This is a genomic window from Enhygromyxa salina (assembly GCF_000737335.2).
GTDB classification, from domain to species: Bacteria; Myxococcota_A; Polyangia; order Nannocystales; family Nannocystaceae; genus Plesiocystis; species Plesiocystis salina_C.
Window position 1 is genome coordinate 1 of record NZ_JMCC02000090.1, and the last position, 26,169, is coordinate 26,169.

Annotated in this window: 24 protein-coding genes and 3 tRNA genes; 20 read left to right on the forward strand and 7 right to left on the reverse strand. The window is 67.8% G+C overall.

Going from position 1 to position 26,169, the window contains the following annotated elements:
* The 6 genes from DB30_RS29430 to DB30_RS29455 all read left to right on the forward strand — a co-directional run.
* Positions 1-704: hypothetical protein (locus tag DB30_RS29430; RefSeq protein WP_205633096.1), on the forward strand; the 704-nt coding region annotated here is incomplete at its 5' end.
* A 54-nt stretch (positions 705-758) separates the two neighbouring features.
* A complete protein-coding gene (locus tag DB30_RS29435) occupies positions 759-1,082 on the forward strand; it encodes a YbaB/EbfC family nucleoid-associated protein (RefSeq protein ID WP_052555194.1) in 324 nt (107 codons plus the stop codon).
* 5 nt (positions 1,083-1,087) lie between these two features.
* The gene (recR, locus tag DB30_RS29440) at positions 1,088-1,717 is read left to right on the forward strand and encodes a recombination mediator RecR (RefSeq protein ID WP_052555374.1); all 630 of its coding nucleotides are present in this window, start codon (positions 1,088-1,090) and stop codon (positions 1,715-1,717) included.
* 452 nt (positions 1,718-2,169) lie between these two features.
* Entirely contained in the window at positions 2,170-2,649 is a 480-nt protein-coding gene (locus tag DB30_RS29445; RefSeq protein WP_052555376.1) for a roadblock/LC7 domain-containing protein, read from the forward strand.
* A gap of 15 nt (positions 2,650-2,664) precedes the next feature.
* A complete protein-coding gene (locus DB30_RS29450) occupies positions 2,665-3,252 on the forward strand; it encodes a GTP-binding protein (protein WP_052555197.1) in 588 nt (195 codons plus the stop codon).
* An 8-nt stretch (positions 3,253-3,260) separates the two neighbouring features.
* Complete coding sequence (locus tag DB30_RS29455) at positions 3,261-3,845, forward strand: GTP-binding protein (protein ID WP_052555199.1); 585 nt, start codon at positions 3,261-3,263, stop codon at positions 3,843-3,845.
* A 382-nt stretch (positions 3,846-4,227) separates the two neighbouring features.
* Here the strand turns inward: DB30_RS29455 and DB30_RS29465 are convergent, their stop codons facing one another.
* Positions 4,228-6,660 (reverse strand): ATP-binding protein, encoded by a 2,433-nt coding sequence (locus tag DB30_RS29465; RefSeq protein WP_052555201.1) that lies wholly within the window; start codon positions 6,658-6,660, stop codon positions 4,228-4,230.
* A 261-nt stretch (positions 6,661-6,921) separates the two neighbouring features.
* Between DB30_RS29465 and DB30_RS29470 the strand changes: the two genes are divergently transcribed.
* Positions 6,922-8,856: a L,D-transpeptidase gene (locus DB30_RS29470; RefSeq protein WP_146661150.1), complete on the forward strand. Its 1,935-nt coding sequence runs from the start codon at positions 6,922-6,924 to the stop codon at positions 8,854-8,856.
* Between the two features lie 156 nt (positions 8,857-9,012).
* Here the strand turns inward: DB30_RS29470 and DB30_RS29475 are convergent, their stop codons facing one another.
* Together DB30_RS29475 and DB30_RS29480 are read right to left on the reverse strand one after the other, a co-directional pair.
* On the reverse strand, positions 9,013-9,531 hold the full coding sequence (locus DB30_RS29475; protein WP_052555204.1) for a hypothetical protein: 519 nt from the start codon (positions 9,529-9,531) through the stop codon (positions 9,013-9,015).
* A complete protein-coding gene (locus tag DB30_RS29480; RefSeq protein ID WP_146661153.1) occupies positions 9,528-10,451 on the reverse strand; it encodes a serine O-acetyltransferase in 924 nt (307 codons plus the stop codon). The genes DB30_RS29475 and DB30_RS29480 overlap by 4 nt, the downstream gene beginning before the upstream one ends.
* Positions 10,452-10,611: 160 nt before the next feature.
* On the opposite strand from DB30_RS29480, the gene DB30_RS29485 reads away from it, so the two are divergent.
* The 3 genes from DB30_RS29485 (at position 10,612) to DB30_RS29495 (ending at position 12,620) form a co-directional block, all read left to right on the forward strand.
* Positions 10,612-10,869 carry a hypothetical protein gene (locus DB30_RS29485; protein WP_165704006.1) on the forward strand — a complete coding sequence of 86 codons (258 nt, stop codon included), beginning with the start codon at positions 10,612-10,614 and terminating at the stop codon, positions 10,867-10,869.
* A 140-nt stretch (positions 10,870-11,009) separates the two neighbouring features.
* Positions 11,010-12,518, forward strand: a complete 1,509-nt coding sequence (gene pepD / locus DB30_RS29490; protein WP_052555208.1) for a beta-Ala-His dipeptidase — start codon at positions 11,010-11,012, stop codon at positions 12,516-12,518.
* Between the two features lie 29 nt (positions 12,519-12,547).
* Positions 12,548-12,620: transfer RNA gene (locus tag DB30_RS29495), tRNA-Val, on the forward strand.
* 45 nt (positions 12,621-12,665) lie between these two features.
* On the opposite strand, the gene moaC is transcribed toward DB30_RS29495, so the two are convergent.
* Positions 12,666-13,166: a cyclic pyranopterin monophosphate synthase MoaC gene (moaC, locus tag DB30_RS29500; protein ID WP_052555210.1), complete on the reverse strand. Its 501-nt coding sequence runs from the start codon at positions 13,164-13,166 to the stop codon at positions 12,666-12,668.
* Positions 13,167-13,470: 304 nt separating this feature from the next.
* On the opposite strand from moaC, the gene DB30_RS29505 reads away from it, so the two are divergent.
* Together DB30_RS29505 and DB30_RS29510 are read left to right on the forward strand one after the other, a co-directional pair.
* Positions 13,471-15,090: a Re/Si-specific NAD(P)(+) transhydrogenase subunit alpha gene (locus DB30_RS29505; RefSeq protein ID WP_052555212.1), complete on the forward strand. Its 1,620-nt coding sequence runs from the start codon at positions 13,471-13,473 to the stop codon at positions 15,088-15,090.
* 14 nt (positions 15,091-15,104) lie between these two features.
* Complete coding sequence (locus DB30_RS29510) at positions 15,105-16,553, forward strand: NAD(P)(+) transhydrogenase (Re/Si-specific) subunit beta (protein ID WP_146661219.1); 1,449 nt, start codon at positions 15,105-15,107, stop codon at positions 16,551-16,553.
* A gap of 28 nt (positions 16,554-16,581) precedes the next feature.
* Here the strand turns inward: DB30_RS29510 and DB30_RS29515 are convergent, their stop codons facing one another.
* A complete protein-coding gene (locus DB30_RS29515) occupies positions 16,582-17,769 on the reverse strand; it encodes a UTP--glucose-1-phosphate uridylyltransferase (protein WP_052555216.1) in 1,188 nt (395 codons plus the stop codon).
* 286 nt (positions 17,770-18,055) lie between these two features.
* On the opposite strand from DB30_RS29515, the gene DB30_RS29520 reads away from it, so the two are divergent.
* Together DB30_RS29520 and DB30_RS29525 are read left to right on the forward strand one after the other, a co-directional pair.
* The gene (locus tag DB30_RS29520; RefSeq protein WP_052555218.1) at positions 18,056-19,576 is read left to right on the forward strand and encodes an Rne/Rng family ribonuclease; all 1,521 of its coding nucleotides are present in this window, start codon (positions 18,056-18,058) and stop codon (positions 19,574-19,576) included.
* A gap of 6 nt (positions 19,577-19,582) precedes the next feature.
* Entirely contained in the window at positions 19,583-20,698 is a 1,116-nt protein-coding gene (locus DB30_RS29525; RefSeq protein WP_146661155.1) for a substrate-binding domain-containing protein, read from the forward strand.
* Here DB30_RS29525 and DB30_RS29530 read toward each other — a convergent pair.
* Positions 20,692-21,195, reverse strand: coding sequence for a hypothetical protein (locus tag DB30_RS29530; protein ID WP_052555221.1), 504 nt, complete (start codon positions 21,193-21,195; stop codon positions 20,692-20,694). The two genes, DB30_RS29525 and DB30_RS29530, sit on opposite strands and share 7 nt — an antisense overlap.
* 122 nt (positions 21,196-21,317) lie before the next feature.
* Between DB30_RS29530 and DB30_RS41775 the strand changes: the two genes are divergently transcribed.
* Positions 21,318-22,421, forward strand: coding sequence for a hypothetical protein (locus DB30_RS41775; RefSeq protein ID WP_205633098.1), 1,104 nt, complete (start codon positions 21,318-21,320; stop codon positions 22,419-22,421).
* 80 nt (positions 22,422-22,501) lie between these two features.
* Here DB30_RS41775 and DB30_RS29540 read toward each other — a convergent pair.
* Positions 22,502-22,588 (reverse strand) — tRNA-Ser (locus DB30_RS29540).
* 108 nt (positions 22,589-22,696) lie between these two features.
* Between DB30_RS29540 and DB30_RS29545 the strand changes: the two genes are divergently transcribed.
* From DB30_RS29545 to DB30_RS29565, 5 genes are all read left to right on the forward strand, one after another.
* Positions 22,697-23,521 (forward strand): CPBP family intramembrane glutamic endopeptidase, encoded by an 825-nt coding sequence (locus DB30_RS29545; protein ID WP_052555225.1) that lies wholly within the window; start codon positions 22,697-22,699, stop codon positions 23,519-23,521.
* 65 nt (positions 23,522-23,586) lie between these two features.
* Positions 23,587-23,660: transfer RNA gene (locus tag DB30_RS29550), tRNA-Arg, on the forward strand.
* 145 nt (positions 23,661-23,805) lie between these two features.
* Positions 23,806-24,300, forward strand: coding sequence for a tRNA adenosine(34) deaminase TadA (gene tadA, locus DB30_RS29555; protein ID WP_052555380.1), 495 nt, complete (start codon positions 23,806-23,808; stop codon positions 24,298-24,300).
* Positions 24,297-25,280 carry a hypothetical protein gene (locus DB30_RS29560; protein ID WP_052555228.1) on the forward strand — a complete coding sequence of 328 codons (984 nt, stop codon included), beginning with the start codon at positions 24,297-24,299 and terminating at the stop codon, positions 25,278-25,280. Before tadA ends, DB30_RS29560 begins: the two co-directional genes overlap by 4 nt.
* Before the next feature lie 181 nt (positions 25,281-25,461).
* The gene (locus DB30_RS29565; RefSeq protein WP_052555230.1) at positions 25,462-26,085 is read left to right on the forward strand and encodes a hypothetical protein; all 624 of its coding nucleotides are present in this window, start codon (positions 25,462-25,464) and stop codon (positions 26,083-26,085) included.
* Positions 26,086-26,169: the final 84 nt, after the last annotated feature.

Below are 26,169 nucleotides of genomic sequence, written 5' to 3' on the forward strand. Positions count from 1 at the left end.
TGTTGTTGCACGCGCGCGCGCAACAACCCGCGGCAGCGGACCCGCGAGCCGAGCCCGCGCGCGCGCAACAACCAGTGAACGCGCACCCGGACCCAGACGCGCACCGGCGTCCGGTGGCGGAGGCCGGCTCAGCCCAACGGGCCGACGGCTTCGCGCTGACCAACGAAGATCTCGATCCGGCCCAGACCCCACCGGACGCCGAGGCCGGCTGCCCCAGCTCGCGCTGCCTCCCCCGCGAGTCGATCGCGTGGCACGAGCTCGAGCCGTGGGACGCGTGGGAGTCGTTCTTGGCCAAGATCTTCGCAGAGAACGATCTGCTGTGGGCGGTGCTGCAAACCCTCGGGCTGGTCGGCATCCAACCTGGCGTGATCCAGCTCGCGTCTCCGGCGACGGGCTTCGCCCAGACCCAGCTGCGAGAGAACCCCGAGTTCCGCACGGAGTTCGAGCGGTTCACGGCCGAGTACTTCGGCGAGGTCATGCGGCTCGAGATCCTCGACGCCAACCCGGTGCTCCCTCACACGCCAAGCCTCGCCCTGGTCGACGCCGAGCGCCGCCGGCGACACCGTGAATCGGTCTGCTCCGACGCCGAACGCAACCCACGGATCCGCTCGCTGCTCAGCACCTTCTCGGCGCAGCTGCTCGCGGTCGACGTGCTCGAGACCCCGCCGCTGCCCCCGCTGGGTCAGCGCGGCGTCCCAGGATAGGGCCGGGCCAGCCAACCCTGGCTCGCGGCCAGGACTACATTTATGATCCCCGGCATGGCGGACTTCGACCTCTCGCAGATCATGCAGCAGGCGCAGCAAATGCGTGAGCAGATGGAGTACATGCAAAAGGGCCTCGCAGAGCAGATCGTAGAGGGCTCGGCGGGCGGTGGCATGGTCAAGGTCAAGATCACGGGAGCCCAGCAGCTCACGGCGGTCGAGATCGATCCATCGGCGCTCAGCGAAGACCGCGACATGCTGCAGGACCTGATCGTCGCGGCGGTCAACAACGCGATCGAGAAGTCGAAGGCGCTCGCCCAAGAGCGGCTCGGCTCGATGTTGCCCCCTGGCATGTTCCCCGGCGGCATGCCCAACCTGTGAGCGCCGTGAGTGGCTCGAGCGGCGGGGGCGATCCGCTGCGGCGCCTGACCAAGTTGCTGGCGCGGCTGCCGGGGATCGGCGAGAAGTCGGCGCTGCGCTTGGCGCTGGCGATCGTGCGCAGCGACGACGAGTACTCGCGCGCGCTGTCCGAGGCGATCGCCGACGTCCACGAGCAGCTGCGCCTGTGTTCGGCCTGCTGTGATCTGACCGCCCAGGAGCTGTGCTCGATCTGTCTCGATCCGCGCCGGGATCCGCAGCTGATCTGCGTGGTCGCGCAGCCCCAAGATCGCATGGCGCTCGAGCGGGCCAGCGTGTTCGCGGGCCGCTACCACATACTCCACGGCGTGCTCGATCCGCTTGGCGGGATCGGGCCGAGCGAGCTCAAGGTCGCCGAGCTCTTGGCCCGGCTCGAGGGCATGTCTTCGCTGCCGGACAACCAACGGATCCGCGAAGTGATCGTCGCGACCAGCCCCAACGTCGAAGGCGACGCGACGGCGCTGTACATCTCGAAGCTGCTGCACCCGCTGGGGATCAACGTCAGCCGGATCGCCTCGGGTGTCGCGGTTGGCGGGGAGCTCGAGTACGCGGACATGACGACCTTGCACCGGGCCCTGGAAGATCGCCGGGTGATCTGACCGCGCTGTTGCGCAGATCTCCACCCTCTCGCGGGGGGTGTCATCGGGGGGTGCGTTGGCGCGCGTGATCTCGGCTCCGGGGTCTGCTCGAAGTAATCGAGCGACTGCTCACCCGGGCCGCGCCGCGGCCGATTGGGCTTGTTCGCCCGTATGCGAGGCTTCAGAGCCCGTTCGGCGCCAGATTCGAGCCTCGTCCCAAACGGCGCGTCTCGCATGGACTTGGCGCAAGGAGTTTGTTAGGTTGGCGGCCTGCCCCACGCCGTGAACCCCCCACTTCCAGCCCCGCGTGTTCGATGGGCCCACGTCCCATGTCAGGGTCCGCGGGTTCTGCGAGTCGTGCGGCTTAGGGGTTCATTTCGTAGTGGCCCCCGTCCGTGCTTGGACCGACAGCTGGCGGGGGAACGACACCGAGCCCGAGTGGACGACGATCGGTCAGGAGTCCCGTCTTGAACATGCTGAACCCGCAGCTCGCTTTGTATGATGAGGAGTTGACGGAGATCCGAGAGGTCGCCGACAGGCTTCATCAGGATTCCCGGGCCCGCACGATCCTCATCGTGGACAAGAATGGGCAGCTGATTGCTGCTTCTGGGGTCGACGCGGAGCTCGACACCACCTCCCTCAGCTCGCTGGTCGCCGGCAACGTCGCCGCCACCGGTGGCATCGCCAAGCTGATCGAAGAGGAAGAGTTCACCGGCCAATATCACGAGGGCAAGGAGATCTCGGTGCACATGACAATCGTCGCGCGCCGGATCATCCTCGTGGTGCTGTTCGACAAGAACACGACCCAAGGTCTGGTCCGCCTTCGCGTCAAGAAGGCGAACGAAGCGCTCACCACGATCTTCGACACCCTCGCCGCGAAGCCGAAGGGCGCACAAGAAGACGTCTTCAAAGAGATCACGGACGAAGACATCGACAACCTGTTTGGCCCCTAGAGGTGCCTGCCGGCGATGTCGTTCATCAACTACAGCGCGCGGGAGATTAACTGCAAACTGGTCTACTACGGTCCCGGACTGTGCGGGAAGACCACCAACTTGCAGTTCATCTACAGCAAGACCCGCCCAGAGTCGAAAGGCAAGATGATATCGCTGGCGACAGAGACCGAGCGAACCTTGTTTTTCGACTTTTTGCCGCTGTCGCTCGGTGAGATCCGCGGTTTCAAGACTCGCTTCCATCTGTACACGGTCCCTGGCCAAGTCTTCTACGACGCCAGCCGCAAGCTGATCCTCAAGGGCGTCGACGGCGTGTGCTTCGTCGCCGACTCGCAGCTCGAGCGGATGGAAGCCAACATCGAGAGCCTCGACAACCTGCGCTTCAACCTCGAAGAGCAGGGCTACGATCTCGACAAGATCCCCTACGTCATTCAGTACAACAAACGCGACCTGCCCAGCGCCGTCCCGCTCGAAGAGCTCCGAGCGACGCTGAATACCAACAACGTGCCCGAGTTCGAGGCGTGCGCTGTCACGGGTGAGGGTGTCTTTGATACGCTCAAAGCGCTAGCCAAGCAGGTCCTGACCGAGCTGCGAAAAGGTGGCTGAGCCCTTCCATGTCGTTCATCAACTACAGCGCGCGGGAGATCAACTTCAAGGTCGTCTACTACGGTCCAGGCCTGTGTGGAAAGACGACCAATCTCGAGTGGATCTACAAGGTCTCCAAACCCGAGGCGAAGGGCAAGATGGTCTCGCTCGCAACGGAGACGGAGCGGACCTTGTTCTTCGACTTTCTGCCGCTCGACCTCGGTGAGATCCGCGGGTTCAAGACGCGCTTCCATCTGTACACGGTCCCCGGCCAGGTGTTCTACGACGCCAGCCGCAAGCTGATCTTGCGTGGTGTCGACGGCGTGTGCTTCGTCGCCGACTCGCAAGACGCTCGCATGGACGCCAACCTCGAGAGCCTCGAGAACCTGCGGCACAACCTCGAAGAGCAGGGCTTCAACCTCGATGAGCTGCCCTACGTGGTGCAGTACAACAAGCGTGACATGCCCGAGGTGCTGCCGGTCGCGGAGCTCTCGCCCGCGCTCAATCCAACGCAGGTGCCGGAGTTCGAGGCCGTGGCGATCGACGGAACGGGCGTGTTCGAGACCCTCAAGGGCCTGGCCCGCCAGGTCATCCAGAAGCAGCGCGGTAGCTGAGCTCGTTTAGCCCCCGCGGCCGCCTTGCACTTCGGGGGCGGTATGAGTCTCGCGCTGGCCGGTTGTGGCCCCCCAGGGGCCTTGGTTCTCTGTGGGTGGGCGGCCGTTTAAATTCGGAGGGCCAGTCGACCCGCTGGGCCGGTCGGACCCGCTGAGCCAGTCGGACCCGCTGAGCCAGTCGGACCCGCTGGGCCGGTCGGACCCGCTGGGCCGGTCGGACCCGCCGGGCCAGTCGGACCCGCTGGGCCGGTCGGACCCGCTGGGCCGGTCGGACCCGCTGAGCCGGTCGGACCCGCTGAGCCGGTCGGACCCGCTGAGCCGGTCGACCCGCTGAGCCAGTCCACCCGCTGAGCCAGTCCACCCGCTGAGCCAGTCCACCCGCTCAGGCAGTCGACCCGCTGAGCCAGTCCACGTTGTGGCCGGCGATCGCGTCGAGGGTTGCGAAGCGCATGCCGGCTGGTTCGTGGCGGCGGATCAGCAGCTTCCACAGCGGCACGAAGCAGGGGCTGATCGTGATCACGCGCGCGCCCCAGCGGGCGGCGAACGCCTCGCTGACCTCGGCCTCGGCGCGGCGGCCGAGCCACTCCTGTTCGTCGAAGCGCAGGCCGGCGGGGGGCATGCGGTTGAAGCGGACGACGCCGTCGAGATCGTGGACGTCGCTGGCGTGCTCGGCGGGGCGCTCGGTGAAGCGGAGCCCGCGGTTGGCGTTCCAGGTCAAGGTCGTGAGCGCCTGCGGATGCAAGTACACGCTGCCCAGCCGATCCTCGTAGCCGGGACCGACGAGCCGGCCGAGCAGGCCAGAGGCGATGCGCTCCTCGAAGTCGACGCGCCACAGCAGCTTGTGCACCAGCGACACGTTGACCAGCGACTCGGCGGCTGGGCCGAGCCCGAGCAAGGTTGATCGGAGCAGGCCTTGGCCAAGCACGGCGGCCTGGTCCTGGCCGATGCCTGGGGTTGCGACCAACACCGTGTCAGGCATGGCGAGATCCGGTCGCGCGCCAGTGTCGAGCGCCCAGTAGGTGCTGGCGCGGCCGTCCTTGAAGTCGCCGACGAGGCCGGCCTTGCTCAGCAACTTGAGCGCGCGGCGGGCCGTCGTCTCGCTGACCTCGAGCAGCTCGGCGAAGCGCTTGACGTCGACGGGGCCGTGCTCGCGCAAGGTCGCGAGCTGGCTCTCACGTTCGATCGCCGCGCGGGCGGCCTTGTCTGGCTTTGGTGCAGCAGCTGGTTTTGGTGCAGCAGCTGGTTTTGGTGCAGGCGCTGGTTTTGGTGCAGCAGCTGGTTTTGGTGCAGCAGCTGGTTTTGGCGCAGGCGCTGGTTTTGGCGCAGCAGCTGGCTTTGGCGCAGGCGCGGGCTTGGAGGCGGGCTCTTGTTTGGGCGCAGGCGCCGGTTCGGACGCCGCGGTCGTCGGTGGATCGGAGACCTCGAGCTTCGGCTCTGGCTTCGGTGCTGGCGCGGGCGTCACCGCGCGCTCGAGCAACCCAGCGAAGCGCTCTCGCCAGCGCTGATCCGCCAGCGCCTCGATGCGGCCTTCATCCAGGGTCTCGTGGTGCGTGTACAGCCAGCGCGTCTGCAGCGTGGTCGGCTCGGAGAAGTGATCGGGTGAGAGCAGCACGAATTGTCCAGGCTCGAGCCGCGGCAGCTCGGCCATGATCCCGTCGCAGGCGGTCGGCGCGAGGGACTTGACGGTTGGCTCGATCTTCTTGAGATCCTGCCGCGTCATCAGCCGCCCCAGCGCCCAGGTCCCAAACTGCGCCATCGCTCGGTAGTCGACGTCGCCGGGGTTTTGCGTCGCCATCAGGCAGCAGACCCCATACTTGCGGGCCTGCTTGAACAACAGCTGGAGGCTGTCCTTGCACTGCGGCTTGCGGACCGGCGGCATGTAGGGGGCGATCTCGTCGAGGTAGAACAGCACCTGCGGATCAGGTCGCGGGTGCGAGAGCATCCACGCGTACAGGCGCTCGGCGATCGCCCCCACCAAGAACTCCTTGTCTTCTTGTTGGTGCAGGCTGTTGAGGTGAACGATCGCCACGCGGGTCTTGCCCGGCGGTGTGGGAGCGTGAGGCCCAAGCCCAAGCAGCAGATCGATGTCGAGCGGGACACCAGCGTCGAACAACTTGCGCCGTGGACCGACCTCGAGGCGCGCGAGCTTGCGGATCGCCTGGCGCAGCTTCTTGAGCTCCCAAAATCGGGCGTAGGGCTGCAGGCCGGCGTCGTCGAGGCTGTTGAGGTGATCCGTCAGCGCGCGCAGGCTCGCGGGTGGGCGCCCCGCCTCGGCGAGCTGACGCAAGACCGTGTCGAGCACGGCGATGAAGCCCTCGCCGTCATCGTCGTCGCTGGCGAAGCCGAGCAGCGCGGCCACGGTCGCGGCGGCGCGCGTCCACAGATCGTCGTCGATCTCACTGGGCTCGGCGTGGCCTGCGATCACGGCCGCGAGCGGGTCGGCGCCCAGCGCGACGCCCCGGCTGGACGCGGGGGTGAAGATCACCACGTCGCAGCGCGCGGCGAAGGAGCGTGCCGCGGCGAGATCAACCCCGTGAGCGGCGAGCGCCGCCTCTTGCTTGGCGCGCTCCTCGGGATCTGCGGCGTCGTCGAGGTCGAGTGCAGCGAGCGCCAAGCTGCACAGGTCACCCTGAGGATCCAGGCACAGCGCAGGGATGCCCGCGCGGACGATCTCTTCGACGACGACCTTCGAGAGCACCGTCTTGCCCGAGCCGCTCGAGCCCAGCGCCATCATGTGGCGAAGCAGGGCCCGCGTCGGCAAGCGCACGGGATCTGCGTCGGCGCCACGCCCACGACCGAGTTCGAGCTCGCTCACGTGCGCGCGACCTTAGCTGTTTTCCGCGCGGCGAGGGCTTCTCGCCCGCTTGCGGGCGCGTTCGTGGACAGGTTCACCTCGGGCAGCGAGGTGCTTTCAGCTCGGGCGAGGGCTTCTCGCCGGTTTGCGGACGCGTTCACCGAGGGGAGCGAGCTGCTTTTCCGCGTGGGCGCGTGCTTTTTCCTAGCTCTGCGCCGCCGACGCCAGCCTGACCTGGCGAGATTCTTCACCCGGATCGTCTCGTACGCTATGCACTGGGTGATGTCGCGCCCACGCCTCGTGTTCTGGTTCGGGCTCTGCTCGCTCGGTTTGGCCTGTACCCCCGACGCGCCGAGCCCGGCCGAGACCCAAGCCGTCCCGCCCACCGAAGAGGCTGGACCGGCCGAGGTCGATCCAACCATCGCAGCCGAAGCCGAGGCCGGTGAACGAACGACCGAGGCCGAGCCCGCAGCCGAGGCAGGCGAGGACGAGCCCGAGCTCGAGGACCCGGGGACAGCCGAGCCCGAGGCCCCGCCCGGCTACGGCGTGTTCAAATTTCCCACCGAGCCCCTGACGGATGAGCAGCTCACGCTGCACGCCGCGGCGGGCTACGAGGTGGTCGCGGTCTATGCCAAGCCGGACATGGACTCGGAGCGGCTGGGCTTCCTGCGGATCGGAACGCGGGTGCGCGCAGGTGAGCGCGTCGTCAACGAGGACTGCCACAAGGGCTGGTACCCGCTCGAAGGTGGCGGCTTCGCGTGCGCGAGCAAGGGCTTGATGGTCGACGAGCGGCCACCGTTCATGAGCTACGAGCCAGCGCCGGCCCGCCTGGATCAGCCCTTTCCCTACGACTGGGCCTACGTGCGCCAGTGGAACACGCCCATGTGGTGGCAGGTGCCCAACACCGAGCAGCTGCTCGCCACCCGCGAGAAGCGGGCGGTGCTCGAGCTCGAGCGACTGCGGCTCGAGGCCGAGCTCCGCGGGGATCCACCTCCAGTCGCACCGACCAAGCCGGCCGTGAAGCCGACCAAGCCGGCCGCCGGAGATGGTGGCGGTGAGACGGGTGGCGCGCTCCCGGCTGTCGACGATGACGACGGCGCAGGTGGGGACACCGGCGAGCCAGCGGTGATCGAAGATGGCGCGAACCCGAGCGGGGACGATGGCGGCGACGATGGCGGGGACGACGGTGGCGACGACGGTGGCGACGACGGTGGCAACCCGGAGCCGGTCGAAGAGAAGGAGCCCATCAGCATCCCCCTGTCTCCGACGCCCTGGCTCGAGAAGGGCTACTACCTGTCGCTTGGCGAGACGATCCGCGACGGCAGCCGTAGCTACTGGCGGACGGCTCGCGGCGGTGTCGTCGAGAAGGGCAGCGCCCACGGCGTCGATCCCAAGGACTACCAGGGCGCAGAGCTGACCCGGTCCATGAGCTTTCCGGTCGGCTTCGTGATGGCCAAGAACGGGACCAAGCTGCTGCGGCTTGGCGACGATGACAAGCTGCACGCGACTGGCAAGAACCTCGAGAAGCGGACCTTCCTCGATCTTGGCGAAGAGGTGCAGATCGGCGGGCAGACCTACTTCTCGGTGATCCCCTACGAGCGGCCGGTCGAAGGGGCTGACGCTGACGGGGGTGAAGACGCTGGCGCCGAAGCTGGCGAAGAAGCTGGCGCCGAAGCTGGGGAAGTCGCCCCCGCCGCGGAGGACAGCTTGTTCGTCAAGGCCGACGTCATGCGCCTGCCGGACCTGCAGCCGATCCCCAAGGGCCTCGAGCCGTGGGATCGCTGGATCGACGTCGACATCACCAAGCAGATGCTGGTGGCCTACGAGGGCGCGCGGCCGGTGTACGTGACGTTGGTGTCAACTGGGAAGAAGGGCACGAACGAGGAGCCGTTCGAGACGCCGACCGGGCGCTACCGCGTGCGCAGCAAGCAGATCACCTCCAACATGGACGGCACGACCGCGACCGACGGCAACTACGCGATCCAAGATGTCCCGTGGGTGATGTACTTCGAGGGCAGCTACGCGCTCCACGGCGCGTTCTGGCATCAGAGCTTCGGCTACGTGCGCAGCCACGGCTGCGTGAACCTTGGACCGACCGACGCGCGGTGGTTGTTCTTGTGGAGCACGCCCTTCGTGCCGGATCACTGGCATGGCGTCACCGCCAGCGCCGACAACCCCGGCACCACGATCGTGATCCGGCGCTCCGAAGCGTCCTAGAGCGCGGCGCCCGTCCCATGGAGATGGGAACTGCGTTCAGAGCCCCCTCCTAGGGGGCCACACATGCGGCTGCGAACAGCCAGCCCCGAGGAGCGAAGCGACCAGACGCGAAGCGGCTGCAGTCGGCGAAGTCTAAGGTCTATGTGGGGGTAATAACTAGCTCTCGAGCGTGAAGTAGGAGGCTCGGATCACCCGGCTGCCCCACAGCAGCTGCATGCGGACCAGGAACAACCCCGGCCCAAGGTAACGCAGCTCGCCAACGATCCGGCGCAGCGGCTTGGGGTTGGCGGACACGTCGTAGTCGAGGCGGATCACCGGGCCGCTGCCGTCGAGCGCCGGGGCCTCGCGCACGACGTAGCGCGCGAACTCGAGGCGGCTCCCGGGCAGCAGCCACGCGTTGGCGCCGAACTCCCCTTCGAACACCTCGCCGCGCCAGATCGGCAGCTGATTGACGAAGCCGAGCAGGGCGCTGCGGGCTGCTGCGGGCACCCAGTCGAGGCCCGTGACGGCCAGGACCCGGCCGCGCTTGTGGCCCTGCAGCTGCGCGAGCTCGGCCGGCTCGAGCTCGGTGAACAGCTCGTCGAGCGCGGTGGTTGACATGCGCGAGAGCGAGGCGGGATCGAGGTTGTGCAGCGAGCTCGCGCGGGCGCTCGATTGCAGCGAGTGTTCTGTCATGGCTGCTCCTCCGAGTTGGTGAAGATCCGCAGCGAGGGCTTGTCGAGCATGACCGTGGTCTCTGGCGGGATCCCGTGGGTGAGCCACACGTTGCCGCCGATCGTCGAGCCGCGCCCGATGACCGTGTCGCCGCCGAGGATCGTTGCGCCCGCGTAGACGGTGACGTGATCCTCGAGGGTGGGGTGGCGCTTGCGACCGCGGCCGCGATCGCTGACCTCGACCGACAGCGCGCCAAGGGTGACGCCCTGGTACAGCTTGACGTGCTCGCCGATCACAGAGGTCTCGCCGATCACCACACCGGTGCCGTGATCGATGAAGAACGAGGGGCCGATCGACGCGCCCGGGTGGATGTCGATGCCAGTCCGACCGTGGACGAGCTCCGACATCATGCGGGGGATCAGCGGGACGCAGCGCGCGTGCAGGTGGTGGGCGATGCGGTAGACCGTGATCGCCGTGACGCCGGGGTACGAGGTGATGACCTCGGGCGCGCTGAAGGCCGCTGGATCACCGTCGAGCACCGCGCGGACGTCGGTTGAGATGACCTCGCGGATCTTGGGGATGTGGGCGAGCAGGTCGATCGCGTGGGCGTGGGCCTCGGCCTGGACCTGCGCGGCCGGGCGTGGCTTCGCCCGCTCACCCGTGCCGCACTGGATGCCCAGCGCCTGGCCGATCATGCGCTCGAGCGAGCGCAGGCTACGAGCACAGCGCTCGCCCACGAAGTAGCGGGAGCTGAGCTCGTCGACCTGGTCCTCGCCAATGAACCCGGGAAACACGACCGAGATCAAGTCCGTGACCACCCGATCGACCGCGGCCCGCGACGGCAAGTTGCTGCCGTCGAGATGGTTGATGTTGCCCTGCTTGGCGTACGACTCGAGGATGTCCTCCACGAGCGCGGCGAGCTGGCGTTCGCTGTCGGTCACGGCCGGAATGTAGCACTGCTCGAACGCACCGCTGACCGACGCCCCCGCTCGGGGACTGTGCCGGTGTGCGGGTCGACATCCAACGCGCCCAGATTGCACCTGGGCATTTCATGCCGGTTTTAGGCCGCGACGCGCCGCGGATCTACAATGGTGGGTGACCGTGCATGACGACCCCACCGACTCGATCGATCCGCTCGACGACATCGTGCGCGAACTGTTGCTCGAACGCACCGCCAACCTCGACGCGAAGCGTCTCGCGGCGTTCATCGACGGGTGGGGCAGCCTCCTGCGTCTGCTCGACCGCACCAACTTGCTGCTGCCCGGCGCTCCCGAGCCGCTGACCGAGGCGCTGCAAGCCGTCGTCGGGCGGATCCGCGAGTCGCAGGCGAGGGTCCTCGACGACGACGACGACGTCTGAACCCAAAACCAGTCTTTCCGCGAAGAACCCCGGCCAACAGCGGGAATCACGAGGTAGGCGCAGGTTCCGCGCAGCCAGAGCGGCCATGCGAGCCTACCGCGACTGTTCGGGGGTTTTCTGGGTCGGTAGCATGCGCCGACATGCGCGATGATCTCGACCCGGCCCTCGTGGGTCTCGAGCCGGCGGAGCTGTGGCGGCAGTTTGATGCCTTGCGCCGGATCCCGCGGCCGTCGCTGCACGAGGCTGGCGTTCGCGCGCACCTGCAGGCGCTGGCCGAGCGCCAGGGTTGGGCCTACAGCGGCGACGCCGGCGGCAACTTGGTGTTGCGGGTGCCAGGCAAGGGCGCGGGCGTTGGCAGCCAGCCCCTCGCGATCCAAGGCCACATGGACATGGTCTGTGAGAAGCGCAGCGACAGCGCCCACGACTTCTACAAAGATCCGATCCAGCTGCGGCGATCCGTGCGCGTGATCCAGGGTCGCGAGCGCGAGGTGTTGCAAGCCGAGGGCACGACGCTCGGGGCGGACAACGGGATCGGTGTGGCCACCGGGCTGGCCTTGGCGCTGATCCCCGAGCTGGATCACCCGCCGCTCGAGCTGTTGTTCACGGCCGACGAAGAGCAGGGCATGACCGGCGCGTTCGGGTTGGATCCGTCGCTGGTGACGGCTCGGCGGCTGATCAACCTCGACGCCGAGTCCGACGGCCGGATCTATCTGTCGTGCGCGGGCGGGCGAGAGCTCCACGCGATCTGGGAGCTCGATCGCGATGATCGTCACCACGACGATGTCGCGGTCCGGCTGTCGATCCAGGGCCTGCGAGGGGGTCACAGCGGCGTCGACATCCACGAGGGCCGGGCCAACGCGATCGCGCTGCTGATCGCGGTGTTGATCGACAAGCAGGTCGACCTCGAGGGCGTGCGCGTGGGCAGCTGCGACGGTGGCGGTCGGCCCAACGCGATCGCCCGCGCGGCCGAGACGATCCTGTGGTGCCCACGATCCCGCGTGAGCAGGCTGGCCGAGTCGATCGAGCGCGCGGGGGCCCGCCTCGCGGCGTCGTTTGCCGAGGCTGACCCCGATCTCACGGTCAGCTTCGTCGAGCTCCCAGCCGAGCAGCACGACACCGTCGCCGGCCCGGTCTCGGCGATGACCAGCCGCGCGATGCTCGAGGCGCTGCGCAACCTGACCGACGGCGTGCTGAGCTGGTCGCGGGTGATCCCGGGCCTGGTCGAGACCAGCAACAACCTTGGCAGCATCTCGACCGAGGGTGACCAGATGCGCTTGGTCATGCTGTCGCGCTCGTCCAAGCAAGGCGCGCTCGAGGCGTTTCAGGACCGCTGCGAGCGGAGCCTCGAGGCTTCGAGCGCGACGATCGAGTATCGCTACGGGTTCCCAGGTTGGGAGGCCCGGGTCGACACGCAGCTGTTGCGCGTGGCCGAGACCGCGTACGAGCAGCTGTTTGGTCGGCCGCCGGTGCGCGAGGCGATCCACGCGGGGCTCGAGTGCGGGGTGCTCAACGATCGGATCCCCGGGATCGAGATGATCGCGTTTGGGCCAGACATCTTCGACGCCCACACGCCGACCGAGAGCCTGGCCCTCGACACGGTCGAGCCGTTCTGGCGCTTCGTGGTCCGGCTGGTCGCCAGCTTGGTTTGAGACCGGGACTCTGCTAGCTTCTCGCCACCGGGCGGGTAGCTCAGTTGGTAGAGCGTCGTGCTTACACCGCGAGGGTCGCAGGTTCGAGCCCTGTCCCGCCCAGTGTCGCTCAGCCGAGCGCGAGCGGCTGACCACAGTTCGTGCCGGTCACGGCTCGTCGCGCGTCCAGTGCCCCGACTTGCCGCCGCGCTTCTCGATCAGCGCGACCTCGACGATCTCCATCCCGCGATCGATCGCCTTGCACATGTCGTAGATCGTCAGCGCCGCGCCAGAGGCCGCCATCATCGCTTCCATCTCGGGGCCGGTGCGATCGACGACCTCGACGCTGGCCTCGACGATCACCCCGGGTAGGTTCGCGTCGAGCTCGAACTCGATCGCGATCCCGGTGATCCTCACCGGGTGACAAAGGGGGATCTGCATCGCGGTCTGCTTGGCCGCAGCGATCCCCCCGAGTCGCGCGACGCCCAGCACGTCACCCTTGCCGAGCCGGCCGGCCTCGATCTTGGCCAAGGTTGGCGGAGCCATGCGCACGCGCGCCCGCGCGCGGGCCATCCTCGGGGTCTCGGGCTTGGCCGCGACGTCGACCATGTGCGCGGCGCCGCTGCGATCGAAGTGGGTGAGCTCGCCTGGGTCCCGGGGTTCGGCCATGGCACCTTATACGGCGCGGCTGCCCGGGTTGCGCGACCGGCCTGTGTCGCGCCGAAGCGTGAAGGGCGCGCTAGCCTGGGGCGCCCGGCTTAAAACGGGCGAGCGTTCGTGATACTGATGCAACGCTCGGCGGCCCCCATTGGGCGGCCATTCCCCTCATGTCCACGGTCGTCGCCTGTCATTCGCGCCTCGCCGCGGCTACGAGTTGCCTCCTGCGAGCCAACTGGTTAATCCGTCTCGAGTGGATGCGAATCGAGACACTTTGGGCGCACCCGACATGGACAAAAGTAAAGGCGGTACTGCGATGAAGGTAGGTATCCCCAAGGAGGTCCTCGCTGGCGAGCGTCGCGTCGCGACCACGCCCGAGACCGCCAAGCGCCTGCAGAAGCTCGGCTTCGAGGTCTTGATCGAGAGTGGTGCAGGCGCCAACGCCGACTTCTCGGATGATCTGTATACGGCAGCCGACTGCAAGATCGTCGCGGGCGCCGAGGCGCTGTGGGCCGAGGCCGACATCGTGCTCAAGGTTCGCGAGCCCATGCAGCACCCCGAGCTGGGCAAGCACGAGGCGGAGCTGCTGCGCGAAGGTCAGGTCCTGATCTCGTTCATCTGGCCGGCGCAAAACCAAGAGCTGGTCGAGCTGCTCGCCGCCCGCAAGGGCACGGTGTTGGCGATGGACGCGGTGCCACGGATCTCTCGCGCGCAAAAGTGCGACGCGCTGTCATCGATGGCCAACATCGCGGGCTACCGCGCGGTGATCGAGGCGGCGCAGCACTTCGGCAGCTTCTTTACGGGGCAGTTCACGGCCGCGGGCAAGGTCCCGCCCGCGCGGGTGCTGGTGATCGGCGCTGGCGTGGCTGGGCTCGCGGCGATCGGCGCGGCCAAGGGCCTCGGCGCGATCGTGCGGGCCTTCGACACCCGGCCCGCCGTCAAGGAGCAGGTCGAGTCGATGGGCGCCGAGTACCTGACCCTCGAGTTCGAAGAGGACGGGGACGGGGCCGGCGGCTACGCGAAGGTCATGACGGAGGCGTTCATGGACGCCGAGCGGGCGTTGTTCGAAGAGCAGGCCAAAGAGGTCGACATCATCGTCACGACCGCGCTGATCCCCGGCAAGCCGGCGCCGTTTCTGATCACCGAGCAGGCGCTGATCAACATGCGCGAGGGCTCGGTCGTGGTCGATCTCGCGGCCGAGCGCGGCGGCAACTGTCCGCAGGTCGTCGCCGACCAGGTCACGATCAAGCACGGCGTCTCGCTGATCGGCTACACGGACCTGCCAAGCCGGATGGCCAACGTGGCGTCCAACCTGTACGGCAACAACCTCTATCACCTGCTCGACGACATGGGCGGGGCCGAGGGGTTCAAGGTCGACGAGGACGACGAGGTCGTGCGCGGCACCTTGATCCTCAATCGCGGCGAGCTGCGCTGGCCGCCGCCCAAGATCGAGCCGTCGCCGCAGGCCAAGCCCGCGCCCAAGCCAGAAGCCGAAGCCAAGCCTGCAGCTCCGGCCACGCCCGCGAGCGCGCCGCGATCCAAACCCAAGAGCTCGAGCAAGAAGGGCCACGGGGGTCACGGCGGCGGCGCCAAGAAGCAGTCCAACCCGCTGTGGCTGGTGCTCGGCGGGCTGGCGCTGATCGCCGTGGGCTGGGGCGGCAACGACGACTTCCTGGATCACTTCACGGTGTTCATCCTGGCCTGCTTCATTGGCTGGCAGGTGATCTGGAACGTGAGCCCAGCGCTACACACCCCGCTGATGTCTGTCACCAACGCGATCAGCGGGATCATCATCATCGGCGGCATGTTGCAGATCGGGGGTGAGCTCAGCGATCCCGCGGTCATCCTCGGGGCCATCGCGATCCTGGTCGCGACCATTAATGTCGCTGGGGGCTTCTTGGTCACCCAGCGCATGCTCAAGATGTTCCAAAGGTAGAGGGCACGATCATGCTGCCAGCTGGACTACTCAACGTCGCGTACATCGCCGCGAGCATTCTGTTCATCCTCTCGCTCGCGGGTCTGTCCAACCAAGAGACCGCGCGCCGGGGCAACATCAACGGCATCATTGGGATGCTGATCGCGATCGCGGCGACGGCCGCGTACACCCTGGGCGGGTTCGAGGGGGTCACGCCCTTCACGCTCGGGCCCGAGGGGCTGGGCGTGCTCGCTGGCGCGGTGCTGATCGGCACGCTGATCGGCGGGTTCATGGCGGCGCGGGTCGCGATGACCTCGATGCCCGAGCTGGTCGCCGTGCTGCACAGCTTCGTCGGGCTCGCGGCCGTGTTGGTCGGCCTGTCGAGCTACATGGCGCCGCTGCACGAGCTGAGCGGCTCGGAGGCGCTCGTCCACGAGCTCGAGATCTTCTTGGCCGTGTTCATTGGCTCGATCACCTTCACCGGCTCGGTGATCGCGTTCTTGAAGCTGCGTGGCTCGCTCTCGGGCCGGCCGCTGACCTTGCCCGGTCGGCACCTGCTCAACCTCGGGATGCTGCTCGCCTGCGTGTACCTTGGCTACGACTTCGTCGGTCAGACCAACCACGGCGGGCTGACGTCGCTGCTGATCATGACGGGGATCTCGGGGCTGATCGGGATCCACCTGGTCATGGCGATCGGCGGCGCCGACATGCCGGTCGTGGTCTCGATGCTCAACAGCTACTCCGGCTGGGCCGCGGCCGCCGCCGGGTTCATGCTGCAAAACGATCTGCTGCTGGTGACCGGCGCGCTGGTCGGCAGCTCCGGCGCGATCCTCTCGTACATCATGTGCGCCGCCATGAACCGCTCGTTCATCTCGGTGATCCTGGGTGGCTTCGGTGGGGGTGAAGCGCCGGCCGCGAGCGGCGAGCCCAAGCCCGGTGAGGGCAAAGGTCGCGACGACGTGGTCGAGTTCGACGTGAGCGACACGATCGAGCTGCTGCGGAGCGCGAGCAGCGTGATCATCGTGCCCGGCTACGGCATGGCCGTGGCCCAGGCGCAGCACTCGCTCTCGGAGGTGGTCAAGCTCCTGCGCAAGTCGGGCGCCGAGGTCCGGTTCGGGATCCACCCGGTCGCCGGGCGGCTGCCGGGGCACATGAACGTGCTGCTGGCCGAGGCCAACGTCCCCTACGACATCGTGCTCGAGATGGACGAGCTCAACGATGACTTCCCGGAGACCGACGCGGTCCTGGTGATCGGCGCCAACGACATCGTCAACCCCAGCGCCCAGACCGATCCAACCAGCCCGATCGCCGGCATGCCGGTGCTCGAGGTCTGGAACAGCGCGACCGTGGTCGTGATGAAGCGCGGCATGGCCAGCGGCTACGCCGGCGTCCAGAACCCGCTGTTCTTCAACGAGAACTCGCGGATGCTGTTCGGCGACGCAAAGACCAACGTCGACGCGATCCTGGTCGGGCTCAAGAGCTGAGCTCAAGAGCTGAGCCCGCTGGCGACGACTACAGATCCTTGGACCGCAAGCGCTTGACCAGGGCGCGCATGCGGGGCGCCGCCTCGGTCAGGTCGTCGCGGGTCTTGATCGGCAAGAACCGTCGCTCGCGATCGACCTCGAAGTAGTGCGCTTCGAGGTGTTCCGTGACTTGGCCGATCAGCTGCTCGAACTGCACGACCGGCATGGCTTTACCCTGCGGCCCGGCGACGACCCGCTCGATCGGGAACCAGTCCAGGTCGAAGTCCCGATCGATCGCCGACAGCCAAAACCACAGCGTGTTGGTGTTGAACTGCGGGTAGGCGTCGAGGCTGATGTCTTCCGGCATGCGGAAGCCCTCGATGATCACCGGCCGACCGCCGAGCACCGCCACGCAGCCGCCCTTGTCGCCGTCTCGACGGACGACCTCGACGCTCATGTGGGCCCCCGCGTCGACCGCCTGGATGTGGCCACCGAGCAGGATGGGATCGAGCTCGGCGCCAAGGTTGTCGACGTTGGAGACCAGCAGGTGCTCGACCCCCGCCTGCCGGAGGTCCCGCAAGATCCCGCTGGCACGCAGGCGCAGCAAGGTGTCGCCGTGGCCGGGCGCGCAATACAGCAGGCTGTCGGGCAGCGCGGCGGCGCCGGGTAGATCCTGCAGCGGGACCGCGTCGGTGCCGACCCGCGGCATGATCGACTGCGAGAACTCGAAGCGCATGTCTCGGGGGATCCCGGCCCAGTCGATGTCGTGCAGGTGCACGCGGCTCGCCGCCTGGGTGGCGAAGCTGTGCATCAACACCACGGGGATCGTTGCGTCGTACTCGCGGATCAGCCGGGCGATCTGGGCCAGCTTCACCCACAGGAAGGTCTCGGGTTCACCCTGGACCACCGGGACGACGCCCTTGGGCCTGCCGCCGAAGCGCGTCGCCATTCCGCCATTGAGGATCAACACGGCGGCCCGACCGTGACGGAGGGCGAGCCGACCGCGCTGCGCCGCGGACCCCAGGTTGCGACTGGCCTCGCTGACGCGCGCGCCGGCCCGGCCCGCGAAGGTTCGAAAGTCTCGCAGCGGCGGCGGGACCAAGCTCGTGAGGGGCTCGGGTGCCACGGGCAAGCGAGCGGTCGCCTCCGAGAGGGAGCCGCTGGAAAGCCGCAACCGCAGGGCTGCGAACGCGGCGGCGTCGAAGGCGTAGCCAGCGACCGACGGACGAAGCTCCACCGAATTGACATATCACCGGCCCGCGGGCCTTGACCAGCGAGACGCACCGCAAAGTCGACGGCGCAGCGGGATGGCCCGCGGTCGGATCCGCGTGGTGTCATCCCTCACGCGGGGTGACTGCCTGCGCATTCAAGCAGGCCCCGGTGTGGGGGGCGGCAACGCGCCTCCACCCGCGCGTGGCTGTATTTCGTAGGCTGACGGTCCGTGCTACCAATCTAGCGGGCGCTACCCCAAGTCACCACGCTTGGTGCGGCTGGCGCGAATGCCCATCGGGCGACGCTCTCCAATGTCAGAATCGGTAATTGTCATCAACGCCGACGGCCCCGAGACCCGGGTCGCGCTGATCGAAAACGGCATCCTCACGGAGCTGTTCATCGAGCGCGAACGCGAGCGCGGGATCGTTGGCAACGTCTACAAAGGCAAGATCCTGCGCGTGCTGCCCGGCATGCAAGCGGCGTTTGTCGACATCGGCGAGGACAAGGCGGCGTTCTTGTACGCCGGTGACATCGCGGGTCCAGGCGCGACCGTCGACAAGGTCGTTGGGGATGGCGGCGTGCCCCGCCGCGGCTCGGCCAAGGTCGCCAACATCACCGATCTCGTCCACCCCGGCCAAGAGATCTTGGTTCAGGTCGTGAAGGACCCGATCTCCAGCAAGGGGGCGCGGATCACCACGTACATCTCGCTGCCGGGGCGCAACGTCGTGTTCATGCCGACGGTCAGCCACATCGGGATCTCGCGGCGGATCAGCAGTGAGCGCCAGCGTCGCAGGTTGCGGCGGATCGTCGACGAGATGCGACCCAAGGGGGCGGGCTTCATCGTGCGCACGGTCGCGCGGCATGCCTCGAGCGCCCAGGTGCGCGCGGGCATGGACTACCTGATCCGCCTGTGGGCCAACATCAAGGCCAACGAGCGGCTGCACCGGGCGCCCGTGCTGCTGTACCGCGACCTCGATCTGATGCTTCGCACCGTGCGCGACAACCTGTCGCCCGAGTTCAATCGCGTGATCGTCGACGACCGGGTCGCGCACGATCGCCTGCTGCGATTTTGCAACGCGTTCTTGCCGGAGTACTCGGCCCGCGTCGAGCTGTTCACCGGCCGCGACGGGGTGTTTGACAGCTACGGGATCGAGTCGGAGATCGATCGCGCGCTCGAGCGCAAGGTCGATCTCAAGAGCGGCGGCTCGCTGGTGTTCGATCAGGGCGAGGCGCTCACGGCGATCGACGTCAACACCGGCAAGTTCGTGGGCTCGAAGGGCAAGACCCTCGAGCAGACGATCACCCAGACCAACCTCGAAGCCGCCGACGAGATCGCCGAGCAGCTGCGGCTGCGCAACGTTGGCGGGTTGATCATCATCGACTTCATCGACATGGACCGCGAGTCCAACCGGCGCAAGGTCTACCGCCGGCTGCAAGACGCGCTGCGACGGGATCGCGCCAAGGCCCACATCACCAAGATCTCGGAGATGGGCTTGGTCGAGATGAGCCGCAAGCGGACGCGCGAGAGCCTCGAGCGCCGGCTTGGGATCGCCTGCGACGTGTGCGGCGGCAAGGGCTATCACAAGAGCCCTTCCACGATCTGCTACGAGATTCTTCGCCAGATCCGGCGCGAGGCCGAGCACATGGCGGGCGACATCATCTCGGTCACCGTCAACCCCGAGGTCGCCGACCTCATGAACGGGCCGGAGCTGCCCGCGGTGGATCACACCGTCAAGCGGGTGCAAAAGGCGATCGAGGTGCAGGGCCGCAAGGGCTTCCATCCCGAGAAGTACGAGATCCGCGGCAAGAAACCCTCTGCCCGGGCTACCTGAGCCCCGATGACGGACCCCGCCAGCGGCAGCGAAGCAGCAGTCGCGGCGAGTCGTCGCCCTGCTATGTCGCCGGAGCGCGCGGATGGATCGCGGCGGGCCAGGATCGTTGGCTGGAGTCTGGCGCTGATCGGCTCGGCGTTGCTGCTGCTGACGGGGTGGTTGCTGGTCCGCTTGGTCGAGAGTGGACCGCTGCCGCCGTTTCTCGATGAGACCATTCCGCCGCCAGCGAAGGCCCAGGCGGCTCCGAAGCCGAGCAACCTGCTGCGGCTGGCGGGATCTGGCAGCAACCTGCCGCTGACCCGCGAGCTCGCGGCTGTGTATGTCTCAAAGCGGCCGTGGTTGCGGGTGCGGGTTCACGAGAGCATCGGCTCGAGCGGTGGAGTTCGGGCGACGCTCGAGCGGGCGATCGAGGTTGGGCTGATCTCGCGGGGCCTGCAGCCCGCCGAGCAGGCGCAGGGGGTGGTCTCGATCCCCTATGCCCGCGTGGCGGTGGTGCTCGCGGCGAATCCTTCTGTCCCGGTCCGCGGCGTCACCCGTGAAGACCTGCTGGATCTCTACGCGGGCCGGCGCGAGTACTGGGCCGATGGCTCGCCCGTGGTGTTGCTCAAGCGCGAGCCCGGCGACTCGAGTCACCTGGCTGTGTACGCGGCGGTGCCGGAGCTCGAGGCGGTCGACGCCGAAGCATGGACCGCCGATCGCGGGCGCAGGCTGTTTCACGATCGGGCGATGCAAGAGGCGCTGATCTCGACCCCCGGCGCGGTGGGGCTGTTCGATCAGGGGCTGGCGACGATCCAGAGCCTGCCGATCGTCGTGCTCGAGTTCGAGGGCCACCGCCCCAACGAGGACGCGGTGCGCTCGGGCAGCTACCCGATCTACAAAGACCTCTCGTTCGTGATCCCAGCCGAGGAGCCCGATCCTCTGGCCCACGAATTCATCTCGTTCGTGTTCTCGGCCGAGGGCCAGCGGGTGATCCGCGAGAGCGGCTACGTTCCGCTCGAGCCGCCGGCCCGCTCGAGCTTTGCTCACCTGCACGCCGGACCTGGGCCCGAGCAGCTCGACACACCCACGCCGGCTGCGGGCGATGACACGTCCGACGACGGCACGAGCAGCGAGGATCAGTGACTCGCCGACTGCATCGCCATGCGCTCGAGGTGCGCGCGCAAGCCAGCGCACGCGTCGGGCCCGGCCTGGGAGCTGGCGGCGTAGCGCTGAACTTCCTCGAGTAGCGCCTGCGGTGGCAGCAACGCCCATCGCCGCGTCGCAGCCTCGACCGGCGCCCCGCCAAGCTCGACCGCGCGGGCGGCCGCGTGCGAGAGCAGGCGATCCGGCGGCGCGCCTGCAGCGACAGCGCGGTCGAAGCCTTCGCACGCAAACCGAAGCAACTCGAGGTCCGGCGGCGCAAACTCGGGCTTAGCCGGGGCCTTGGACGAGGTGAGTGAGTTGTCGCGCGCGCCCGGGTCTTCGCTCTCACGGATCGGCGTGGGCGCGAGCTTGGCCGGTGGCGGGGACCCCGGGCCGCACGCCGACGCCACGAGGGCGACGAGCCCCAGACCGAGCAGTCCGCGACCCGAGCCAAGGTGTGGGCGCGCACGGGGTCGGGGGTCGATCGCCGCGGTCACGCGCCGACGCTAATACACTTGCGAAGCGGCCAGCAATTGAGGCGCGGGCCCAAGGGCCGGCTGGGGATCCCAAGCCGCTCGGATCATCGCCACGCACGGCGCGGCCAGGATAGACTCCGCGCATGCGACTCCAATGGCTGCGTCCCCTGGGTTTTTGCGTTCCTCTTCTCGTGCTCGGCTGCGGCGATGACGTCAAGGACGGTGAGAGCAGCAACGCCGACTCCACCGGCACGGCCGAGACCAGCGACACCACCACGGCCGAAGAAGACGAGAGCGGTACCGCCGAGCAGGGCGACGGCGACGGCGACGGAGACGGAGACGGAGACGGCGACGGCGACGGAGACCCAGGCGACGGCGATGGAGACGGGGACGGGGACGGCGATGGCGATGGCGACGGAGACGGCGACGGCGACGGCGACGGCGACGGCGACGGAGATGGCGACGGCGACGGCGACGGCGACGGCGACGGCGATCCGATCTGCCAGTGCGCCGAGAACACCGACCTGATCTACGTGCTGTCGGACGACGCCGAGCTGTGGAGCTTCGACCCGCTGACGCTACAGTTTCAGCTGATCACCAACGCGCTTGGCTGCCCCAACAACAACGCGTTCTCGATGTCGGTCGACCGCAACGGCAACGCGTTCGTGATGTTCCAGAACGACGACATCTACACGATCGACGTCAACAACCCGAACATGTGCTCTGACCCCGGCTACGCGCCTGGGCAGATGAACTTCAACAAGTTCGGGATGGGCTTCGTGTCGAACAGCCAGTTCGACCCTTGCGACAAGCTCTACGCCCACAGCTGGAGCGGCATGGGTGGGTTTGGCGAAGGCCCCAACGCAGGCCGGCTCGGGCGCATGGACAGCGAAGAGCTGATGATCGAGACGATCGGCAACATCAACTACGACGGCGGCGAGCTGACCGGCACCGGCGACGGTCGCCTGTTCGCGTTCGCGGGCAGCCCAGCCAAGCTCGTCGAGTACGACAAGTCCGACGCGAGCGTGGTGTTGACCGAGCAGCTCAACATGAGCCTGACCAACGCGTTCGCGTTCGCGTTCTACGGCGGCGACTTCTACATGTTCACCGAGTCGCAGAACACCAACTTCTCGAAGGTCACTCACTACGACTTCGATGACACCAAGATGCTCACCAACGTGGTGGCACAAGCCCCGATCCGCATCGTCGGCGCCGGCGTCTCGACCTGCGTGCCACTCGCGATGTAGGAAGGGGAGAAGGGGAGTCCGGGAGCCCGGGCCACAAACAGCAAACGCCGCCTCGGTTTGAGGCGGCGTTTGTCCCTTCTCGGAGCCAGAGGGATTCGAACCCTCGGTAAGGTTGCCCCTACACAGGATTAGCAATCCTGCACCTTCGGCCGCTCGGTCATGGCTCCATGCGGGCCGCCGAAGCTAGCGGCATTGCCCGCCGGTTGCAAGACGCCGATGCGCGCGCCGGGCAGGTTGCCGGACACCGGGACCGCCGGCACACTCACGGTCGAGTCGTGAGCAACCCCGCGCAACGTCCGCCCGACAGCCCTCCCGACAGCCCAGTCGAGTCGCTCATCCATGCGAGCACGGAGGTGGTGCTGTTGGCGCTGTCGTTTGTGGTTGGGATCGCCGTGCTGATGGGCTTGATGCTCGTTGGCGTGCTCCCGAGCGCCGAGGCTGCGGGGTGGTCGGGTGTCGTCGCGGGTCCGGTGCTGATCGGCACCGCTGGGATCACGTACCTGTACATGGAGCGGATGCTGGCGCCCACGGAGCGCGCGAGCTCGCCGTCGCTGTTCTTGGCCCGCGCGGACGCGTCGACCCAGCCCTTGGTCGAGAAGGGCGAGCGCAGGGGCCTCGGCGCGTGCGTGGTGATTGCGCTGGGCGGGGTCGTCATCGCCCTGCTGGGGAGCGGGCTGCTGAGCCTGATCCAGCAGCAGGTGTTCGCAACCGAGGTCGAGGAGCAGCAGGCGATCGTCGAGCTCGTGGGCCGGCGCGAGACCTTCGAGCTGGTGCTGCTGGCGGTCTCGGCGGTGGTGCTGGCCCCGCTGACCGAAGAGCTGCTGTTTCGCCACATGTTCTTCCGGCGGCTGCTGCATGGCTCGGGATCCACGCTGGCGTGGATCCTGCCCGCGGTGGCGTTCTCGCTGGCACACTGGAACCCGGTTGGCGCCGTCATCTACGTGTGGCTGGGGCTGGTGTTCGCGTACAGCTATTTGCTCAGTGGGCGCCTGTGGGTTGCGATGGCGGTTCACGCCGGCCACAACGCGTTCGCCCTGTGTATGCTGCTGTGGGGTCCCAAGACCCTGTCCGAGCTGCCAGAGGGGTTCTTGGGGTTCTGAAAGTCCGACCGCTTGCGTCCGTCTCGGGCGGCTGCTATGCAGCCGGCCCCGCACCAAGCGAGCATGCACCCATAGCTCAGCTGGATAGAGCGTCGGTCTACGGAACCGAAAGTCGGAGGTTCGAATCCTTCTGGGTGCGCAAGAGAGCCCCGCTTCGATGAAGCGGGGCTCTCGTCTTTTTAGGGGAGCGAGTAGGAGCGAGCGGATCACGCATTGCACCGCGGCCGTCACCGGGCGATCCTGAGCCGGTGGCTGACGAGCCCACCGCGGCGGACCTGGGGTACATGCGCCTGGCTCTCGAGCTGGCCGCCGAGGCTGGCGAACGCGGTGATGTGCCGGTCGGGGCGGTGGTGGTGCGGGACGGGCGGATCCTGGGGGTGGGGTTCAACAACCGCGAACAGGATCACGATCCAACCGGGCACGCCGAGGTCGTGGCGATGCGCGAGGCATGTCGGCAAGCCCAGCGCTGGCGGCTCGACGGCGCGAGCCTGTATGTGACCCTCGAGCCGTGTCCGATGTGTGCGGGGACGGTCGTCAACACTCGGATCACGCGGCTGGTCTACGGCGCCCACGACCCCAAGGCCGGAGCGGTGCGCAGCCTGTACCAGCTGTGTGAAGATCCCCGCCTCAACCACCGCGTACAGGTGATCGGCGGGGTCCTGGGGGACGAGTGCGCGGCGCTGCTCAAGGGCTTCTTTCGGGCCGCCCGCGCCCGCGCCCGGCGACAGCGAGCGGCCGGCAACGCTGAGCCGCGCTGGCACCGGGGAGACGAGACATGAGCGAGCTCGACGATCCGGTCGCCGACGAGGTCCTGCAGATCCAGTCGATGCTGACACGCGAGCGGCTCGCCGTGGATGTGTGCGACGGCAACCGGACCGCGTTCATGACCCACGTCGGCGCGGCGCCGCGGCTGGTCCCTGGACCTTGGATCGCGCATCGCCAGCTGGTGTTGTCGCTGGCGCTCTCCAACCTCGCGCCGCAGCAGCGGGCCTCGCTCGCGCACGCGGTGGTCGTCGAGTGGGGCCGCGAGTTTGGGGTGGGTCGGCTGGTCTTGTGTGCGGTCGCGTCTGGGCTCCCGCTCGGTGGTTCGTCGTTGAGCATGCGCCCGCGGACCCCCGGCGGCGACGGCCGGCCTCGCGTGCTCTACACCTGGGCCGTGGGTCCGCGGGCGACCCCGGTGGTGTGTGACTGGCTGCTGCTGCGCGCCCAGCCGGGTTGGGCCTGCGACAGCCCGGCGCGTCAGCTTGGTATCCGGGGGCTCGAGACCCTCGCGCAGCTGGGCGGCAACGTGTTGCTGTTGGTCCCGAGCGCCGTCGCTGCCCGGCAGGTCGCAGACTCGGTCGGTGGCGCGCTGCCGCTCGATGCTCACCCCCGGTTCGCGCCCTACTTGCCCGAGCTAGAACCGCGCCGCGACCAGCAAGCCGAGGCGTCACTGCTGTTGTGGCCTCACGACTCGATCGGGGCCGCGTCGCTGCAGCGGCGAAGCTTCTCGACGGCGGTGTTGGTGGCGGCCCCCGAGGGCGTCCGCCAAGAGGCGATGCGCTGGGTCTCGCAGCGACCGGGCGCCGAGCTCGTCGACGCCGCGTGTCCGGGTCGAATGAACCGCAAGGCGCTCAAAGCATACTGGCGAGCGTGTGGGCAACCGAAGATCTTGCTGCGTGGTGATCCAGAGTGGGCGGCAGAAGGTCGGCAGTGGCTCGAGTCAATTGGCGCGACGGTGGCGGCTCACTCCGAGGCCACGCAGCTCGGGCTATTTTAGGCGTCGACCCTTTTTTGCGTCGACGAAACATCCATCGTTGGGGCCCGTTGTTCGTCCTCTACGTGAGCCAGATCGGGCTGCTTGGCTCCCGACACTCACTGGCTGGAAGACAACTAGAAAACGAGGCGACAACATGCGGATCAATACTTCGACTCCTCTCATCTTGCTCTGTGCCGCGGCCATGCTGTTAGTGGCACCCACGGCTTGCACAGACGACGGCACCGGGGACACCGGGGACACCGACACCAGCGGCGGCGACGGTGACGGCGACGGCGACCCCGGCGACGGAGACGGCGACCCCGGCGATGGCGACGGCGACCCCGGCGATGGAGACGGCGATCCCACCGGCGATGGAGACGGCGATCCCGGCGGCGTCGATGAGGCCGCGATCATCGCCGAGGCGATGGGCTACCAGAGCTGGGTGCTGATCAACGCCGCGCCGTTCATGAGCGCCGGCCACGACGGTGGGATGGCCACGGTCAACGTCTGGGTGCCACCAGACCTCGCCGCGCAGTACAAGGCGATCGATCCCGCCAACCCAATGGCGACGGAGTTCGCCGAGGGCTCGATCATCGTCAAAGAGCACCTCGACGACATGGGCATGCCGGCAGCGGGCACGATCATGTACAAGGGCCCCCCGGGCTACAGCGAGGGTTCTGGCGACTGGTGGTGGGGTATGGGCAACGTGCTCGGTGGTGAGCTCGCAAGCAGCGGGCCCGATCTGGCCGGCTGCATTGGCTGTCACTCGCCGCAGACGACCACCGATTGGGTGTTTGGTGTGCCGCCGGCCGACCAAAACCCCTGAGCTGTCTCGAGCGACAAACGAAAAAGGCCGGACTGCTGGGAGCAGTCCGGCCTCTTGCGTTCGAGGCCCCCGCAAGCGGGGCGC